Genomic DNA, 15,425 nt, shown 5'->3' with positions numbered 1-15,425 from the left:
CGGGCGCGGGTCCGTCAGGTGTCGAGGTGGCGGGCGAAGGCGAGGCGCAGGTGGTTCTTGGGGCGGGCGCCGACGATCGAGCCGGCCAGCTGCCCGCCGACGAACACCAGCATGGTGGGCAGCGACATCACCCCGTACGCCCGGGTGGTGTCGGGATTCGCGTCGGTGTCCAGGGCGACCACCCGCAGCCGGTCGCCGAACTCCTCGGCCAACTCGGCGAGGTGCCGGGAGGTGCCGACGCAGGGTGGGCACCAGTCGGCCCAGAAGTCGACCACCACCGGCCGGTCGGCGGCCAGCACCGTGTCGGCGAAGGTGGCGTCGGTGACGGCGGTCAACCGGTGCGCTGCCGTGTCCTGAGGCATGTTTCCTCCCGTTGTGCGATGGCCTGGGCGAGCTGGTCGTGCAGCCGGCGGCGGACCGTGCCGAGCCGGTCGAGGTAGGCGTCCACCTCGGCCAGCTTGCGGCGCAGCACCGCCACCGAGTCGGGGCAGACGTCCCCGGAGGCGTGGCCGGCCCGCAGGCAGGCCACGAAGGGCCGGATGTCGTCGAGGCCGAAGCCGACCGCCAGCAGCGCCCGGATCTCGTGCACCACCCGCAGTTCGGCCTCGTCGTACACCCGGTAGCCGTTGGCCGAGCGGCGGGGCCGGACCAACCCGTGCGTCTCGTAGTACCGCAGCGTGCGGGTGCTCGTCCCGGCCCGCTGCGCCAGTTCGCCGATCAGCATCCCGACCTCCCCGGCGGCGTCTCCCGGCGTCACGCTAGACCTTGTCGCCGGTGTCAAGGCAACGGGTGAGAGCGGCCCCCGGGCGGGTAACCGCCACCGGCCGGCGAGCGGGAAGGGGCAACCACCATGGGGGTACGCGCCGAGGCGACGGTGTCGCTGGGGGAGGTCCGGCTACCGGCGGACGTCGACGGGCCGGACGACGCGACGGGGGTGGTGCTCTTCGCCCACGGCAGCGGCAGTTCCCGGCACAGCCCGCGCAACGTGGCGGTGGCCCGGGTGCTCCAGCGTCGCCGGCTGGTGACCGTGCTGGTGGACCTGCTCACCGCCGAGGAGGACGAGGTCGACGCCCGGACCGCGCAGTGGCGCTTCGACATCGACCTGCTGGCCGACCGGCTCACCGGCACCCTCGACTGGCTCGCCGCCGAACCCACGCTGGGCCGGCTGCCGGTCGGCCTGTTCGGGGCGAGCACCGGGGCCGCCGCCGCGCTGGTGGCCGCCGCCGCCCGCCCGCAGCGGGTCGCCGCCGTGGTGTCCCGGGGCGGCCGGCCGGATCTGGCCGGCCCCGCCCTGTCCGGGGTACGCGCTGCGACGCTGCTGCTGGTGGGTGGCCTCGACGACCAGGTGATCACGATGAACGAGCAGGCCGCCGAGCTGCTCGCCGCCCCGCACGAACTGCGCGTGGTGCCCGGCGCCGGTCACCTGTTCGAGGAGCCCGGCACGCTCGACCAGGTGGCCGACGCGGCCGCCGACTGGTTCACCCACCATCTCCCCGTCCCCGCCTGACGGGGCGGGCCGGCGGGCCGGCCTCAGGCCGGGGAGGCTAGGGGGCGATGTTGCGGTGTCCGAGGGCTCGGATGCCACAACATCGCCCGCCTTGCGACGAAGAGCGCCGGGTGTCTCAGGCCGGGGCGGCGGCGGGGGGCTCGTCGCGGCGGTGGTGGGGGCGGTCGGCCGGCGGGGTCGAGGCGACCTGCTCCCGGTGCCGCTGGACGGTGTCGACCACCCGGTAGGCGACCGCCGCGATCGGCACCGAGACGAAGGCCCCGGCGATGCCGGCGATCAGCGTGCCCGCCGTGACCACCACCAGGATCACCGCCGGGTGCAACTGCACCTGCCGCTTCATGATCAACGGTTCCAGCAGGTTGCCCTCGACCTGCTGGACGGCGATCACCGCGGCCAGCACCAGCAGCGCCGTGGTCGGCCCGTTCGCGGCCAACGCCACCAGGACGGCCACCGCGCCGGCCACCGTCGCCCCGATGATCGGCACGAAACCGCCGAGGAAGGTGATCAGTGCCAGGGGCAGCGCCAACGGCACCCCCAGCAGCACCAGCGCCAGCCCGATCCCGATCGCGTCGATGGCCGCGATGACCATCGTGCCCCGGCTGTACGAGCCGAGGGTGCGCCAACCGACCCGGCCCGCCTCGGCGGCCACCGTACGGTTCGGCCCGGTCATCCGGCGCAGCACCCAGTGCCACATCGACCGGCCGTCCTTGAGCAGGAAGAACAGCAGCACCAGGGCGAGCAGGGTGGAGCCGAGCGCCTCGGCCGCCGTACGGGCCCCGCCGACCGGGTCGGGGGCGCTGCCGCCCAGCCCGTCGCGGACCTGCCCGATCAGCTTGTCGAGTTGGGCGTCACTGACCGGCAGCGTCCCGGTGACGAAGTCGCGGGAGCGTTGCAGCCCCTCGTCGAGCTGCTGGCTCAGCTCACCGAACTGGGCGGCCGTCAGGTTCCACACCAGCACCCCCACCCCGACCAGCACCCCGAGCAGCAGCAGGACGCTCAGCAGCGCGGCGAGCGCGGCCGGAACCCGCAGCCGGCGCAGGGCCAGCAGCACCGGGTCGAGCAGCGCGGTGAGGAAGAGGGTGACCGCCATCGCGATCGCCAGCGGCGCGAGCAGCACCGCCACCCGGCCCAGCAGGTAGCAGCCGAACACCACGACCACCAGGCAGGCGCTCCACACCACCGCCGTGCGGACCAGCCAGGGCAGCGCCGCCCAGGCCTGCCGTGGGCTGGGGCGGGCGCCCGCAGCCGTCACCTCGGGCGTACGCCCGGCACCGTCCTCGACCACGTCGGTTCCTCCTCGGTCTCGGCGGGGTCGATACCCGACCGGGCCGACCGCGACACCCGGTGGCTCAACGCCGTGCCGGCGGGCAGGTTCCGTTCAGGACGGTCGTTTCCGGACGGTGCCGCCCGTGCGAGGACCGCCCGCTGCTGCCGCGCCGTGGTGCGCTCCCGGTGTTTGCGCCCGGATGGTCGGGGAACGCAGCAGACAGCGAACGAGGAGGGGACATCATGAGTGACTTCATGAACAAGGCCAAGGACTTCGCGGACAAGCACGACAAGCAGGTCGACCAGGGCCTGGACAAGGCCGGCGACTACGCCGACAAGCGGACCGGCGGCAGGTACGACGAGCAGATCGACAAGGGCGTCGACGCCGCCCAGGCGCACACCGGTGAGGGCGACCAGGGCCGCTGACCGGTTTCCCACTGTCGGGCCACCCCGTCCGGGGCGGCCCGGCAGCATCGTGTCAAGGGCTGATCACCTCTGGTAACCATCGAGGACTCTCGCTACTATCCGCACTCGGGGCATGACTCACCGTGGAGTCGTGTGGAGTGGGTCGGCACGCGAGCCCGCGGGCCGTCGACGAGAGGGAGCATCCCCGGTGACCGAGACAACACACGCCACGCAGGCCCGGCCGTATCCGTTCAGCGATCCGCACCGGCTCGACGTCGACCCCCGCTACGCCGGGCTGCGCCGCGACGAACCGCTGGTCCGGGTGCAACTCCCGTTCGGGGAGCCGGCCTGGCTGGCCACCCGGCACGCGGACGTGCGGACCGTACTGGGTGATCCGCGGTTCAGCCGGGCCGCCGCCGTCGGACGGGACGAGCCGCGCAGCGTCCCCTACCAGCGGGAGTCCGGCATCCTCGGGATGGACCCGCCCGAGCACAGCCGGCTGCGGCGGCTGGCGGCCAAGGCGTTCACCGCCCGACGGGTCGAGGAACTGCGCCCACGCACCCGGGAACTGGCCGACGAACTCGTCGCCGGCATGATCTCCGCCGGGTCACCGGCCGACCTGGTCGCCCACCTCGCCACCCCGCTGCCCATCCGGGTGATCTGCGACCTGCTCGGAGTGCCGGTCGCCGACCAGGACCGGTTCCACACCTGGTCCGAGGCGATCGTGTCGACCACCTCGCTCCGGCCGGAGGTGGCCGAGAGCTACCTCGACCAACTGCTGTCGTACATGGCGGGGCTGATCGCGAAGCGGCGGGTGACCCCCACCGACGACCTGATCGGGGCGATGGTCCGGGCCCGCGACGAGAACGCCGACCGGCTCACCGAGGACGAGATGGTACGGCTGGCGGCGGGCCTGCTGGCCGCCGGCCACGAGACCACCGTGACCCAGATCCCCAACCTGGTCTATGTCCTGCTCACCGAGCCCGCCGTCTGGCAGCGGCTGCTCGACGAGCCGTCCCTGGTGCCGTCCGCCGTGGAGGAACTGCTGCGGTTCATCCCGCTCGGCGCGACCTCCGCGTTCGCCCGGTACGCCCTGACGGACGTCGAACTCGACGGGGTGCTGGTCCGCGCCGGGGAGCCGGTGCTGGTCTCCATCCCCTCGGCCAACCGGGACGAGACCGTCTTCCCCGACGCCGACCGGCTCGTCCTCGACCGGGAGACGAACCCGCACCTCGCCTTCGGTCACGGCCCGCACCACTGCATCGGGGCCCAACTGGCCCGGATGGAACTCCAGGTGGCCCTGGAGACGCTGCTGACCCGCACCCCGGGCCTGCGGCTGGCGGTGCCCCCGGCGGCACTGACCTGGAAGAGCGGCCTGCTCGTCCGGGGTCTGACGGCGTTGCCCGTGAACTGGTAGCGAAAGGAACGGTGGAGCAGATGGGGGACAGCGGCTGGCGGGTGCACGTGGACCCGACCCGGTGCATCGGGGCGGGGATCTGCGCGAGTTACGCCCCGGCCCACTTCGTCCTGGTGGACGGGGGGTTGTCCCGGCCGGTGGCCGAACGGATCGACCCGGCGGACGCGGTGCTGGACGCCGCCGAGTCCTGCCCGATGGAGGCGATCGTGGTGTCCGACGCGGCGGACGGCAGCCGGGTCGCCCCGGAACCGTGACCGGACCCGGTGGTCACCTCCGGCGGGGTACCCGGAGATGACCACCGGCGACGGTCAGTCCTGCCCGTCGAGCAGCTCGGCCCGGCTGGTCGGCCGCCCGCTCAGCGAGTCCCTGATCCGGTCGACCAGCCCGGCGCCGGGGTTGATCAGCCGGTTCGCCGGCGGGTGGTCAGGTGCGCCGGGATGCGGGCGGGTCGGCAGGTGCCCCTTCGCCGCCAGCACCCGGTCGGCCAGCTCCACCAGCTCCTCGTGGGCGACCGCCGCCCGTAGCCGGGGGAACAGCTCCGACTCCTCCTCCCGTACGTGGTGCCGGATGCTCTTCGCCAGGTGGCTGATCAGCGGTTCGAAGCGGGCGTCCGACGGGTCCAGCGGCTCCAGTTCCTTCAGCGTCCGCTCGGCGGCGGCGTGTTCGGCGATCTCGTGTTCGGCGAGCTGGTCGCCGTCGGGCAGGGCCCGACGGGCGGTCGGGTAGACGTACATCTCCTCGGCGACCGCGTGCCGGATCAGTTCGGCGATCAGCACGTCGGCCAGCCGGCGGCGGTGCTCGGCGGTGCCCTGCGGGTTCTCCAGCTCCACGAAGATCGCCTCGATCTCGTGGTGGTCGGCGGTCAGCACGTCCACCACGTCCTGAGCCGTGGTGGCCTGTAGGTCGCTCATCTCGGTGCCCCTTACCGGTTGCGGACGGATCGGCTCCTGGCGGGCCTGTACCCACCGCCGGCCACCCGAACCCATCACCGTCGATGAGCCACCACCCGTCGACCCCGCCCGCTGGCGACGGTCAGCGACCCGCCAGCCGGCCGGCCGTCGCGCCGGTCGGTCCTATTCGGACGTGAGCGGCGGGAGGGAGCCGAGCAGGCGGGTCACGCCGATCTCGATGACCACCCGCTCCGGGTTCGGGCGCGGCGGGCGGTAGCGCTCGGCGTACCGGCGCTCGGCCTCGGCCACCGCTGCGGCGTCGGTCCGCAGCACCGCCCGGCCCTCGACGGTCAGCCACCAGCGGCCGTCGAGGTGACACGCCGCCACGGGGATCCCCGCCGCACCGGCGGCGGCGACGTACCGGGCCTTGGCCGAACCGGCGGACGTGATCACCCGGGCCAGCCCGGCCGCCGGATCGTAGGTCAGCCCGACCGGTACGACGTGCGGCGTGCCGTCGGGCCGCAGGGTGGTCAGCGTGGCCAGGTGCCGCTCGCGGCAGAACGTGAGGACCCGCTCGTCGTCCGGGTCCAACCGGTGCCTGCCGGCCATGTCCGTCCCCCGTCCCAGGGCCGGCGTGACCCCGGCTAGGCCCCGATCATGACACGATCTGGCGGGACTGGCCCGGACCGGGCGGGACACCCGTGCGGCCGGGTTGACCGGGCAGGCTGCGACCGGCGGCCCGGCGGCGGTGGGCCAGCCGGGTCAGGTAGATCAACGCCCCGGCCAGCACGCCCATGTCGTCCAGGTAGATCGGGTCGGGCAGGAGGTCGACCGGGCAGATCGTGTAGATCAGCGCACCGTAGAACGCCACCTTGCCGCCCACACCGAGCGTGCCGAGCAGCCGTCGGGTGCGGACCACCCGTACCGCCAGCAGGACCGCGCCGACCAGTGTCGCCAGCGCCAGGACCGCGCCGACGACGACGAGCGCCCACATCTCCCGGGACATGCCCGCAACGCTAGTGCAGCGCCGCCCACCGTGCCGCTGTCCGCGACGTGACGCGCCGCCGTCACCGGCGGGTGGCGCGGCCCGGCGTCGGCGGCGACGTCGTCGTGCGGTCGGTCAGGTCGTGGGGGTGGGTCAGTAGGCGGGAACGGCGGCCCGGCCGCGCGCCACGACCGGGTTCTCCCGGGTGGTGTCCGCCGCCGAGCGTGGGGCCTCCGGCATCGGCAGCACCGACTCGGCCCGCTCCGGGCGGCGCTCCCGCGCGGCGAACGCCTCGTCGCGCAGGCTGCGGGCCGCCGCGCCGGCCAGATCGGCGGCCCGCCAGGCCGCCTGCTCCCGGGCGACCGCCGCCCGGTGCCGGGCCGCCAGGTGGTCCCGGGTCGCGCGGCGCAGCACGAGTTCCTGCTCCACCGGGTGCCGGCGCGGGTCCCAGCCGGCCCGGTGGGCGAGGGCGTCGGCGAGCTGTTCGTCCGACAGCTCACCGCGCCGGTGCGCCTCCTCGGCGGCCCGGTGCAGCCAGCGTTCCCGGTCGGCGTACTCGGCGGGGGTCTGACCGGTGTGCGGCAGGGGCATGACCGCGGCGGCGGCGAGCCGGCGCAGGTGCGCCTCGGCCGCCTCCAGGACGGTCCAGGCCGACTCGACCTCGTCCTGGGTGGCGAGCCACTCGGCCCGCAGCCGGCTCGCCGTGGTGCCGGCCCGCTCGGCCGCCACGGCGACCTCCTCGGCGTACCGGGTGTGCTCCCGGTCCTGCTCGGCCCGTTCCGGGTCGTCGGGCAGGGCGGCGTCGCGGAACCGCCCGGCCGCCGCCAGCCGGAGCCGGCCGGGCCGGACCACCAGGGCCGCGACGGCGACGGCGGCGAGGGCGAGCAGGATCAGCCAGATCGCGGCGGCGGCGGGAACATCGGGCAGGACGGCGGAGAAGACGGTCTGCATCACCAACACCTCACGGTGGACAACGATGTGGACGGACGGGGGCCCGGCAGCGGGCGGAAGCTGGGCGGCGCGTCCTGCGACGGGCGGACCGGGTCGGGCGGACCGGATCTGCCGGACCGGACCGCGGTCGGGCCGGCCGGGGCACCCGGGGCCGTGGTCGGCAGGGGCCCGGTCGTGGCCGGCCGGGCGGCGCAGGTGCCGCGCGGCTCAGCTCCGGGGCGGGCCGCGGCGGCCGGTGGCGTCCCGGACCGGGTCCGGCGTCGCCCCGGCGGCCGGCGCGACGGGCCGGGCGGCGTTCTCGACGGCGGGCGTCGGCGGCTGGGGTCGCAGCGACCCGTCGTCGGGCCGCCCGTCACCGGGTCGGGCGTCGGCCCGATCGCCGGTCGGCCGGGCGTCGGCGGGCAGTGTCGCCACCCGCGAGGTCACCACGGACGGTCGGGCGGTGACGGCGACCGGGCCGCCGGTGACGGCGAGGAACCCGCCGAGGCCGGCGGCGAGCACCAGCGCGGTGACCGCCAGCCGGGTCAGGTCGCGCAGCCTCGACACCCAGACCGGCTGGGTGGGGGCTACGCGGATCACCCGTCCAACCTATCCCCGACCGGCCGTACGCGCAGCGGCGGTGACCCGAGCGGAGGAGTGAGTCGGGCCACGGTGTGCCGTGTGGACGGACTGCTCCCACCAGGGATACGGCCATTGACCTGCGCCTGGATGCATCGACGAGAATGAGAATGCCGACAGTTTCCGGCCGGTGGGTCCGGGCAATTCCGCCGACGGCGTGACGCTGCGTCGCGCCGGACCGACAGACCGGAGGAGACACCATGGGAGTACGCCGTCAGGTCGTCGCGGCCGTCGCGGTCGCCGCGGCGGCGGTGCTGGCCACCGCCGCACCCGCGCAGGCCGCGCCGACCGCCGTCGACACCGGACCGCTCACCCCGGTGGCCGACGTCGACGTCGAGCGCTACGCGGGCGACTGGTACCAGGTCGCCGCCATCCCGGCCATCTTCGAGATCCAGTGCTACAAGAACGTGACGGCGCGGTACGACGTCCAGCCCGACGGCACCATCGGGGTCCGCAACACCTGCCGCACCATCGTGGGCACCACCAGCGCGGTCACCGGGCGGGCCCGCAGTGAGAACCCGCCGGCCGACTCGGCGTTGACCGTGTCCTTCCTCAAGCTCGGCGGTAGGTGGATCTACCTGGGTGGGCCGAACTACGTGGTGATCGGGCTCGATCCCGACTACCGGTGGGCGGTCGTCGGCGACCCGGACCGCAGCACCGGTTTCGTCCTCTCCCGGGAGCCGGCGCTGACCGGGGCGCAGACGGCGGCGGCGAAGGCGGCGCTCACCGCCAACGGCTACGACCTGTGCGACTTCCGCACCACCCGGCAGGACGGTGGCGGCGGAGCCGGCAGCTTCTGCTGACCCTCCATCCGCGACGGCCCGTCCCCGCCGGGGCGGGCCGTCGTCGTGTGCCGGTCCGGCGGCTCAGGACCCGGCGTCGGCCGGGTCGGGGCTGAAGAGGGCGAGCAGGGCGCCGACCTGGCGGTCGGCCTCGGCCGGGTGCCGGAAATGGCCGCTCGGGTTGAGCGTGTACTCGTTGCGCCGGCCGACCCGGGTACGCCGCAGGTAGCCGCCGGCCTCCAGGTCGGCGACGATCGCCTGGGCGGCCCGTTCGGTCACCCCGACCTCGTCGGCGACGTCGCGGAGGCGGGCGGTGGGGTTGCGGGCGATGGCGAGCAGCACATGGCCGTGGTTGGTGAGGAACGTCCAGTTCCGGGTGCTCCCCGTGCCGTCTGTCGCCATGCCGGTCATGGTATGGCCCGTACCTGGGAGACCCGTCGTCGGCCGCCCCGACGGGTCCCGGGGTCGCCCGCCGATGCGGTACGCGCCCCGGGTCCGACACGCCGTCGACACCGCGCCGACCGACGCCTGAAACGTGTATCACGAAATCTTGACGTACCTTTAGCTGCGTGTGACCGTGGGGACACGGCCGTCGTCGCCGCCGGCCGGCGTGACCAGGTGCGATTCCGGACCGAGGTGAGGCAATGGCCCCGATCACTCCGACCCAGGCGTTGGCCGAGTTGCAGGCCGGCAACCGGCGGTTCGTCGCCGGTGCGCCCCGTCATCCCAACCAGGACGCCGGGCACCGCACCGCCGTCGCCGACGGTCAGCATCCCTTCGCCGTCATCGTCGGCTGCTCCGACTCCCGGCTCGCCGCCGAGATCATCTTCGACCGGGGTCTCGGCGACCTGTTCGTGGTCCGGACCGCCGGCCACACCGCCGGGCCCGAGGTGCTCGGCAGCGTCGAGTACGCGGTCACGGTGCTCGGCACCCCGCTGGTGGTGGTCCTCGGGCACGACTCCTGCGGTGCGGTGCAGGCGGCCCGGGACACGGCCCGCACCGGCACCCAGCCCCCGGGGCACCTCTACTCGGTGGTCGCCGCCGTCGGGCCGAGCCTGCGCCGCGCGGCCCAGCAGGGGGTGCACGACATCGACGGGATCGTCGACATCCACATCGCGCAGACCGTCGAGGTGCTGCTCGGCAACTCTCCGGTGATCGCCGCCGAGGTGGCCGCCGGTCGGTGCGCGGTGGTCGGCATGTCCTACCGGCTCGCCGCCGGCGAGGTCCACCAGGTCGCCCCGGCCCCCGAGCCCGCCGCCGCGCTGCCCGAGCCCGCCGCCGCGCTGCCCGAGCCCGCCGCCGTGGTGCCCGCACCGACCGTGCCGGCCGGTGCGGCGCCGGAACCCGTCGCCTCCTGACCCGCACCGGTCACGACGAAGGCCGCCCGGCTCAGCCGGGCGGCCTTCGTCATGCGTGGCCCGAACAACTCATCGGGGCCGGTGGTGCGGTGCCGAACACGGTCGCTACAGCAGTGACACGTGGACGTGGTCGGTGTGGTTGGACGGCCCCGAGTACGAACTCCAGCCGTTGGCCGGGAACCAGATCTGCCGGTTCCAGATCACGTAGTAGATGCCCAGCCGGTCCGAGTTGCGGATCAGGAACGCGGCGAGGTTGTTGCCGTACATCCGGGTGTCGTTGTTGTGCCACGGGCTGAACCCGCTGTTCTGCAACGACCAGTCGCACGCCCTGCCCTTGGGGTGCTCCCACGGCCCGCCGGGGCGGTAGCAGCCGACGAACCGGTTGAACCCGGCCCGCTTGACCTCCTTGTACATGTGCAGCGTGCGCGGGGTGATGCAGCCGGACGTGGTCGGGTCGTTCTCGCTGCACGACTCCCCGCGCCAGTCGCCGTTGGCGGTCTGGCCGGGTGCGACGCGGGCCACCGGGGACGTCGCGTCGACCAGGCCGCCGGTGAAGCCCCGGCCGCCGACCAGGGCCAGTGCCTTGTCGGCCTCGGTCTTCTTCTTGGCCATCAGGTTGGCCTGCTTCTGCTGCTCCCGGACCTCGGCGTCGACGGCGAGCTTGGCCTGCTCGGCCCGGGTCTTGACCTTGTTGACCTCGGCCAGCTTGCCGGCGTTGACCATGTTCAGCTCGTCCAGGGCGGCGGCCCGGCGGACGAAGGCGTCCGGCGCGTCGCTCTCCAGCAGCGCGGCGACCGCGCCGACCCGACCCGTCCGGTACGACTGGGCGGCGATCTCGGTGACCTGCGGGGCCAGCGCCGCCAGCTCCTGCTCCGCCTTCTCCACCTCGATGGCGTATTCGAGCTGGCGCTTCTTGGACTTCTCCAGCCGGGTCTTCGCCGCCGAATACTCCCGGTTGGTGGCCTCGATGACGTCGGTGAGCAGCTTCGGCTCGTCGTCCTCCTCGTGCCCCGAGGGGGTGGGCGCGTTGGGCGCGGCCGTCGCGGGGGCGGCGGCCGGTCCGGCGACGATCGCCAGGGCGGCGAGTACGGCCACTGCCGGCGTCAACCAGCGGCGTAGGGGTGCCGTCACAGTTTTCCCTTCCGTCGACCGCCGACCGGGTTAGCTGACGGGTTCGGGACGGAAGTGGCCCCTACCGCTGGCGCGGATTCACCCCAGGTGCTCGGTTCCCCGGCTCGCCGTACGGCGATTGGGCGGTGGCACCGCTGGCGCCGGTGGGCGCCTTCGGCGGTGACCGGCAGCGAGGTTACCCGAGAGTCGTACCGGGGATCTACGCCCGCAACCCGACCAAATGAGTATTTTCCCGATAGCGAGGGGTAATCAGTGACGCGACCGACAGGCGTGACCTCGCCTCCGGTCACGCAGCGCAGTGTCACCATGCGGTGTCCGTGCTCCTTTCCGGGTCTGGCCATCGTGCGGGGGCCGGGGTGGACGGTTCGCCGTGCCGGGGGGCGCTCAACGCCTCCAGCGCCTCGGCACGGTCGGGGGCGGGACGTGGGGTGGGCGGCGACCCGGTCGTACCGGCGTCGGCCGGTCCCCGCCCGGCGGTCACGACCAGCGCGGCCAACCCGGTGGTCAGCGGCACCGCCGCCACCAGGCCGAGGGTCGCCACCGCGCTGCGGACGATCTCCTGGGCCAGGAACTCGCTGGTGAGGATCTGGCTCACCGGGCGGCTGTCGGCGGTGAGCAGGAGCAGCAACGGCAGTGACGCGCCCGCGTACGCCAGCACGATCGTGTTGACCGTGGACGCGATGTGCGCCCGGCCGACCCGGGTCGCCGCCCGGTAGAGCTGCAACCGGGACAGCCCCGGGTTGGCGTGCGCCAGCTCGGTTACGGTGGCCGCCTGGGTGACCGTGACGTCGTCGAGCACGCCGAGCGACCCGATGATGATCCCGGCCAGCAGCAGGCCGTGCAGGTCCACGTCACGCTGGTACATCGACAGCGTGGTGGCCTCCTCGCTGCCGAACCCGGTCAGGTGGGTGGCGGCGGTGGCCAGCGTGCCCAGCACGCCGGTCAGCACCAGGCTGCCCAACGTGCCCAGCACCGCCACCGAGGTCTGCGCGGTGATCCCGTGGGTCAGGTACAGCACCACGAACATGATCAAGGCGGCGCCGGTGACCGCGATCGGCAGCGGCGCACCCCCGGCGGAGATGCCCGGCACCACGAAGGTCAACAGGATGGCGAAGCTGGCCCCGAGGCCGGCCAGGGCGGCCAGTCCGCGCAGCCGGCCGAACGCCACGATCGCCGCCGCGAACAGGGCGACCAGCCAGAGCAACGGCATGCCCCGCTGGTGCTCGGCGATGTGGTAGCTGCTCGCCGACGGATCGCTCGGGTCGGCCAACGCGACGAGCACCACCTCGTCGCCGACCGCCACCGTCGGCGCTCCCGGCCCGGACGGCACCGGCGTCTGCACCTCACGGCCCGCGTCCGGCCCCTGCTCGACGGCGACCGTCACCGTCCCGCACGGTCCGTCGGCCACCCCGGGAGGGCCGTCGGGGGTCTGCGGGGCGGGCGGGCACGGTTCGGTCACCACCCGGGTCACCGTGCCGTGGTGGCGGGGCACCTGCTCACCCTGGTCGATCTTCGGGGTCGCACCGGGCCAGAGCACCAGCGTGGCGATCACCGTGACCACGATGAGCGGCACCACCGTCATGACGAGGAGCCGCCGCACCCGTGGCGGGGTGGACGGAGCGGGACGGGTGTGGTCGGCGCCCATGTGTGCGAGTTCTCCCAACGATCCGGGACGGGATACGTGTCAGCCGGCCAGCCGGTTCACCACGGACGGCGGGTCATCGTCGGACGATGGTAGCCACCACCCAGGCCCGCCCGGTTCGCCCTGCCCACGGTAGGTCGAGGGGCGCCGGCGGCGGCCGGTCCCGGCAGCCACCCCGCACCCGGCCCCGACGGGCCGGGCCCCGGCGCGCGCCGACCCACCCGTACCGGCCCGCCGGGCGGCCCGGGCACGCTAGCGTGGAGCCGTGCGGCGGGCGGGTACGGCGACGACGACCGGGCGGTGGCTGCGGCTGCTCCTGCTCGTCGGCACGCTGCTGGGGCTCTCCGCGATGCACACCCTCGGCCACGACGCGCACCCGGGCGGCGGCCACCCCACCGGCCACGGCACGTCGACCGACGACCCGCACCGGCCCGCCGCCGACAGGTCGTCCGTCCCCGTGCCGGCGGCGGACCTGATGCACCTGACGCCTGCGGTGTGGGATGTCCCGGTCGGTCCGGGGTGGGGCGTCGCGGTGGCGGACCCGACCCTGCGGGGGTGCGGGGACGGGTGCGCGGTGGCGCTGCCCGCCGGCCCACCCGGCACACCCGCGACGGCGTGGAGCGTCTGCCTGGCGGTGCTCGGGGCGCTCACCGTGACGGTACTGGTGCTGCTCTTCGCGGTGCGGTCCAGGCCGGCCGGGGTGTCCCGTCCGCCGTCGCGGCCCCGGGAGCCGCGCGCCCCGCCACCCCGTCCGCTCGGGCTCCGCCTCGCCTCGGTGTCGGTACTGCGCAGATAGGACGCCCCGACGTGGCTCCGCCGCGTCCCGCGTCCGTCTCCGTCGTACTGAAAGGTCTGCCCGTGTCCACTCGTCGTCGCGCGTGCCGTGCCGCCCTGGCCGGCGTCGCGCTCAGCACCGTCGTCGCCCTGTCCGCCTGCGGCGGCGACCACTCCACCGACGGCGGCCACGGCCGCCCGGCCGTGGGTGCCGCCCCGGCCGCCTCCGAGTCCGCCGGGGTCGCCCCGGCCGACGTGATGTTCGCCCAGATGATGATCCCGCACCACCGGCAGGCGGTACGGATGTCGGAGCTGGCCGGGAACCGGGCCGCCGATCCGGAGGTCACCCGGCTGGCCGAACGGATCCGGGCCGCCCAGGCCCCGGAGATCGCCACCCTGACCGGCTGGCTCACCGCCTGGGGCCGGCCCGTCCCGTCCGACAGCCCGGCCGGCGGTCACCTGCCGGGGATGGACCACGGCATGCCGGGGATGATGTCCGACGCCGACCTGGCCCGGCTGGAGGGGGCGACCGGTCGGGACTTCGACCGGCTCTTCCTCAGCCTGATGATCGCCCACCACGAGGGTGCGATCACCATGGCCCGGCAGGAGGTGGCGGACGGCCGGCACGCCGGGGCGCGGGCCATGGCGCAGCAGATCGTCGCCACCCAGCAGGGCGAGATCGACACCATGCGGAAGATCCTCGCCCGGCTCTGACCTCCACCCGTGAGGCGTCGCGGGGCCGGATCCCACCGGCCCCGCGACGCCGGGCGGGCCGGGCTCCCGACCGGTCCGCCCGTCCGGTGCCCCGCTGACCGCAGGTCGCCGACGGGCGGGCCGGGTCAGCCGCGTTTCATCAGGCGGCCGACGGCGGCCATCATCTCGGCGGCCATCTCGTCGGCCCGGCCCTCGGCGGCCCCCTCGTGCATGCAGTGCCGGGCGTGGCCGTCGAGCAGCCCGAGGGCGACCTTGTCCAGGGCGGCCTGCACGGCGGAGATCTGGGTGAGCACGTCGATGCAGTACCGGTCGTCGTCGACCATCTTCTCGATGCCCCGGACCTGCCCCTCCACGCGGCGCAGCCGCGCGAGCAGTTGGTCCTTGCTGGCGGTGTAGCCCCGGACCGGGGTGCTCGGTGTGGTCATGGTGACCAGGATAGCGTACCCCCGGGGGGTATGCTACGGTCGCAGGGCAGCGTACCCCTGGGGGGTATGTTGGACGAGTGGAGGGGAGAGTCGCATGATCACGAACTACCAGGTGACGGGCATGACCTGCGGGCACTGCGTCAGCGCGGTGAGTGCCGAGGTGGGTGCCCTCGACGGCGTCACCGACGTCCAGGTCGACCTGGCCTCCGGCCGGGTCGCCGTCACCAGCGACCGCCCGCTGGACACCGCATCCGTGCGGGCCGCCGTCGACGAGGCCGGCTACGACCTCGTCGAGGCGTGACGGTCCGGGGCGACCGATGAACACGCCGACCAGGCTGGGCGGTTTCGCCCTCGCCCTCGCGGTGGTGTTCGGCGCGGCGTACGGGGTCGGCCAGCTGACCGGCCCCGTCACCCCGCCCGCCGGGACCCGCCACGACCCCGCGCACACCCCGCAATCCGTCCCCAGTCCCGTCAGCCCCGAGCCCACCACCGACCCGACGCCGAGCGTGACCGTCACCGGCACCGGCGGGGCCGGTCACACCCACGGTTGACCGGAGGTG

22 protein-coding genes and 1 riboswitch are annotated in these 15,425 nt (G+C 74.4%); of the genes, 10 read left to right on the top strand and 12 right to left on the bottom strand.

The features are described from left to right. Positions 1 to 14: 14 nt before the first annotated feature. Together ACN265_RS28600 and ACN265_RS28595 are read right to left on the bottom strand one after the other, a co-directional pair. Complete coding sequence (locus ACN265_RS28600) at positions 15 to 362, bottom strand: thioredoxin family protein (RefSeq protein WP_421410654.1); 348 nt, start codon at positions 360 to 362, stop codon at positions 15 to 17. After that, entirely contained in the window at positions 332 to 724 is a 393-nt protein-coding gene (locus ACN265_RS28595; protein WP_363791450.1) for a MerR family transcriptional regulator, read from the bottom strand. The genes ACN265_RS28600 and ACN265_RS28595 overlap by 31 nt, the downstream gene beginning before the upstream one ends. Before the next feature lie 126 nt (positions 725 to 850). On the opposite strand from ACN265_RS28595, the gene ACN265_RS28590 reads away from it, so the two are divergent. After that, a complete protein-coding gene (locus tag ACN265_RS28590; RefSeq protein ID WP_421410653.1) occupies positions 851 to 1,507 on the top strand; it encodes a dienelactone hydrolase family protein in 657 nt (218 codons plus the stop codon). 115 nt (positions 1,508 to 1,622) lie between these two features. Here the strand turns inward: ACN265_RS28590 and ACN265_RS28585 are convergent, their stop codons facing one another. Beyond that, positions 1,623 to 2,792 carry an AI-2E family transporter gene (locus ACN265_RS28585; protein ID WP_420117260.1) on the bottom strand — a complete coding sequence of 390 codons (1,170 nt, stop codon included), beginning with the start codon at positions 2,790 to 2,792 and terminating at the stop codon, positions 1,623 to 1,625. 224 nt (positions 2,793 to 3,016) lie between these two features. On the opposite strand from ACN265_RS28585, the gene ACN265_RS28580 reads away from it, so the two are divergent. The 3 genes from ACN265_RS28580 (at position 3,017) to ACN265_RS28570 (ending at position 4,849) form a co-directional block, all read left to right on the top strand. Further along, entirely contained in the window at positions 3,017 to 3,199 is a 183-nt protein-coding gene (locus tag ACN265_RS28580) for an antitoxin (protein WP_420117259.1), read from the top strand. A 187-nt stretch (positions 3,200 to 3,386) separates the two neighbouring features. Further along, the gene (locus ACN265_RS28575) at positions 3,387 to 4,595 is read left to right on the top strand and encodes a cytochrome P450 (protein WP_421410652.1); all 1,209 of its coding nucleotides are present in this window, start codon (positions 3,387 to 3,389) and stop codon (positions 4,593 to 4,595) included. A 20-nt stretch (positions 4,596 to 4,615) separates the two neighbouring features. Then, entirely contained in the window at positions 4,616 to 4,849 is a 234-nt protein-coding gene (locus tag ACN265_RS28570) for a ferredoxin (RefSeq protein ID WP_204925989.1), read from the top strand. 54 nt (positions 4,850 to 4,903) lie between these two features. On the opposite strand, the gene ACN265_RS28565 is transcribed toward ACN265_RS28570, so the two are convergent. From ACN265_RS28565 to ACN265_RS28545, 5 genes are all read right to left on the bottom strand, one after another. Continuing rightward, positions 4,904 to 5,506, bottom strand: coding sequence for a hemerythrin domain-containing protein (locus tag ACN265_RS28565; protein WP_421410651.1), 603 nt, complete (start codon positions 5,504 to 5,506; stop codon positions 4,904 to 4,906). Between the two features lie 162 nt (positions 5,507 to 5,668). Continuing rightward, the gene (locus ACN265_RS28560) at positions 5,669 to 6,094 is read right to left on the bottom strand and encodes a TIGR03618 family F420-dependent PPOX class oxidoreductase (protein WP_204925890.1); all 426 of its coding nucleotides are present in this window, start codon (positions 6,092 to 6,094) and stop codon (positions 5,669 to 5,671) included. A 46-nt stretch (positions 6,095 to 6,140) separates the two neighbouring features. Further along, positions 6,141 to 6,491, bottom strand: a complete 351-nt coding sequence (locus ACN265_RS28555) for a DUF1232 domain-containing protein (RefSeq protein WP_204925891.1) — start codon at positions 6,489 to 6,491, stop codon at positions 6,141 to 6,143. Positions 6,492 to 6,623: 132 nt separating this feature from the next. Next, on the bottom strand, positions 6,624 to 7,421 hold the full coding sequence (locus ACN265_RS28550) for a hypothetical protein (RefSeq protein ID WP_421410650.1): 798 nt from the start codon (positions 7,419 to 7,421) through the stop codon (positions 6,624 to 6,626). Positions 7,422 to 7,628: 207 nt separating this feature from the next. Further along, a complete protein-coding gene (locus ACN265_RS28545; protein ID WP_204925893.1) occupies positions 7,629 to 8,000 on the bottom strand; it encodes a hypothetical protein in 372 nt (123 codons plus the stop codon). A gap of 239 nt (positions 8,001 to 8,239) precedes the next feature. Here ACN265_RS28545 and ACN265_RS28540 point away from each other — a divergent pair, with 239 nt between their 5' ends. After that, positions 8,240 to 8,842, top strand: a complete 603-nt coding sequence (locus ACN265_RS28540) for a lipocalin family protein (RefSeq protein WP_420118799.1) — start codon at positions 8,240 to 8,242, stop codon at positions 8,840 to 8,842. A 63-nt stretch (positions 8,843 to 8,905) separates the two neighbouring features. Here ACN265_RS28540 and ACN265_RS28535 read toward each other — a convergent pair whose 3' ends face one another. Next, positions 8,906 to 9,232 (bottom strand): helix-turn-helix transcriptional regulator, encoded by a 327-nt coding sequence (locus ACN265_RS28535; RefSeq protein ID WP_420118800.1) that lies wholly within the window; start codon positions 9,230 to 9,232, stop codon positions 8,906 to 8,908. 233 nt (positions 9,233 to 9,465) lie between these two features. Between ACN265_RS28535 and ACN265_RS28530 the strand changes: the two genes are divergently transcribed. Further along, complete coding sequence (locus ACN265_RS28530) at positions 9,466 to 10,179, top strand: carbonic anhydrase (protein WP_421410649.1); 714 nt, start codon at positions 9,466 to 9,468, stop codon at positions 10,177 to 10,179. Positions 10,180 to 10,284: 105 nt separating this feature from the next. On the opposite strand, the gene ACN265_RS28525 is transcribed toward ACN265_RS28530, so the two are convergent. Next, the gene (locus ACN265_RS28525) at positions 10,285 to 11,310 is read right to left on the bottom strand and encodes a coiled-coil domain-containing protein (RefSeq protein WP_204925897.1); all 1,026 of its coding nucleotides are present in this window, start codon (positions 11,308 to 11,310) and stop codon (positions 10,285 to 10,287) included. A 3-nt stretch (positions 11,311 to 11,313) separates the two neighbouring features. After that, positions 11,314 to 11,445, bottom strand: a riboswitch (cyclic di-AMP (ydaO/yuaA leader). Between the two features lie 166 nt (positions 11,446 to 11,611). Then, on the bottom strand, positions 11,612 to 12,955 hold the full coding sequence (locus tag ACN265_RS28520) for a YibE/F family protein (protein WP_421410648.1): 1,344 nt from the start codon (positions 12,953 to 12,955) through the stop codon (positions 11,612 to 11,614). Positions 12,956 to 13,217: 262 nt separating this feature from the next. Between ACN265_RS28520 and ACN265_RS28515 the strand changes: the two genes are divergently transcribed. Both ACN265_RS28515 and ACN265_RS28510 read left to right on the top strand, forming a co-directional pair. Then, the gene (locus tag ACN265_RS28515; protein ID WP_421410647.1) at positions 13,218 to 13,748 is read left to right on the top strand and encodes a hypothetical protein; all 531 of its coding nucleotides are present in this window, start codon (positions 13,218 to 13,220) and stop codon (positions 13,746 to 13,748) included. A 62-nt stretch (positions 13,749 to 13,810) separates the two neighbouring features. After that, positions 13,811 to 14,440, top strand: coding sequence for a DUF305 domain-containing protein (locus ACN265_RS28510; RefSeq protein ID WP_421410646.1), 630 nt, complete (start codon positions 13,811 to 13,813; stop codon positions 14,438 to 14,440). Between the two features lie 125 nt (positions 14,441 to 14,565). Here the strand turns inward: ACN265_RS28510 and ACN265_RS28505 are convergent, their stop codons facing one another. Beyond that, positions 14,566 to 14,865 carry a metal-sensitive transcriptional regulator gene (locus ACN265_RS28505; RefSeq protein WP_091244878.1) on the bottom strand — a complete coding sequence of 100 codons (300 nt, stop codon included), beginning with the start codon at positions 14,863 to 14,865 and terminating at the stop codon, positions 14,566 to 14,568. Between the two features lie 94 nt (positions 14,866 to 14,959). Between ACN265_RS28505 and ACN265_RS28500 the strand changes: the two genes are divergently transcribed. Together ACN265_RS28500 and ACN265_RS28495 are read left to right on the top strand one after the other, a co-directional pair. After that, entirely contained in the window at positions 14,960 to 15,166 is a 207-nt protein-coding gene (locus ACN265_RS28500; RefSeq protein ID WP_420116861.1) for a heavy-metal-associated domain-containing protein, read from the top strand. A 16-nt stretch (positions 15,167 to 15,182) separates the two neighbouring features. Continuing rightward, positions 15,183 to 15,416: a hypothetical protein gene (locus tag ACN265_RS28495; RefSeq protein ID WP_421410645.1), complete on the top strand. Its 234-nt coding sequence runs from the start codon at positions 15,183 to 15,185 to the stop codon at positions 15,414 to 15,416. The last annotated feature ends 9 nt before the right edge of the window (positions 15,417 to 15,425 follow it).

It is taken from the genome of Micromonospora sp. WMMD730 (genome assembly GCF_049178955.1).
Classification (GTDB): domain Bacteria; phylum Actinomycetota; class Actinomycetes; order Mycobacteriales; family Micromonosporaceae; genus Micromonospora; species Micromonospora wenchangensis.
Note: the sequence above shows the minus strand (reverse complement) of the source record. Positions and strands in the feature narration are given on the sequence as shown.

Bases quoted from the DNA above. Each gene is read 5' to 3' on its own strand.
- ACN265_RS28520 (WP_421410648.1), bottom strand. From the start codon at position 12,955: ATGGGCGCCGACCACACCCGTCCCGCTCCGTCCACCCCGCCACGGGTG.
- ACN265_RS28560 (WP_204925890.1), bottom strand. From the start codon at position 6,094: ATGGCCGGCAGGCACCGGTTGGACCCGGACGACGAGCGGGTCCTCACG.
- ACN265_RS28500 (WP_420116861.1), top strand. From the start codon at position 14,960: ATGATCACGAACTACCAGGTGACGGGCATGACCTGCGGGCACTGCGTC.
- ACN265_RS28540 (WP_420118799.1), top strand. From the start codon at position 8,240: ATGGGAGTACGCCGTCAGGTCGTCGCGGCCGTCGCGGTCGCCGCGGCG.
- ACN265_RS28590 (WP_421410653.1), top strand. From the start codon at position 851: ATGGGGGTACGCGCCGAGGCGACGGTGTCGCTGGGGGAGGTCCGGCTA.
- ACN265_RS28580 (WP_420117259.1), top strand. From the start codon at position 3,017: ATGAGTGACTTCATGAACAAGGCCAAGGACTTCGCGGACAAGCACGAC.
- ACN265_RS28570 (WP_204925989.1), top strand. From the start codon at position 4,616: ATGGGGGACAGCGGCTGGCGGGTGCACGTGGACCCGACCCGGTGCATC.
- ACN265_RS28530 (WP_421410649.1), top strand. From the start codon at position 9,466: ATGGCCCCGATCACTCCGACCCAGGCGTTGGCCGAGTTGCAGGCCGGC.
- ACN265_RS28600 (WP_421410654.1), bottom strand. From the start codon at position 362: ATGCCTCAGGACACGGCAGCGCACCGGTTGACCGCCGTCACCGACGCC.
- ACN265_RS28495 (WP_421410645.1), top strand. From the start codon at position 15,183: ATGAACACGCCGACCAGGCTGGGCGGTTTCGCCCTCGCCCTCGCGGTG.
- ACN265_RS28550 (WP_421410650.1), bottom strand. From the start codon at position 7,421: ATGCAGACCGTCTTCTCCGCCGTCCTGCCCGATGTTCCCGCCGCCGCC.
- ACN265_RS28595 (WP_363791450.1), bottom strand. From the start codon at position 724: ATGCTGATCGGCGAACTGGCGCAGCGGGCCGGGACGAGCACCCGCACG.
- ACN265_RS28505 (WP_091244878.1), bottom strand. From the start codon at position 14,865: ATGACCACACCGAGCACCCCGGTCCGGGGCTACACCGCCAGCAAGGAC.
- ACN265_RS28555 (WP_204925891.1), bottom strand. From the start codon at position 6,491: ATGTCCCGGGAGATGTGGGCGCTCGTCGTCGTCGGCGCGGTCCTGGCG.
- ACN265_RS28535 (WP_420118800.1), bottom strand. From the start codon at position 9,232: ATGACCGGCATGGCGACAGACGGCACGGGGAGCACCCGGAACTGGACG.
- ACN265_RS28565 (WP_421410651.1), bottom strand. From the start codon at position 5,506: ATGAGCGACCTACAGGCCACCACGGCTCAGGACGTGGTGGACGTGCTG.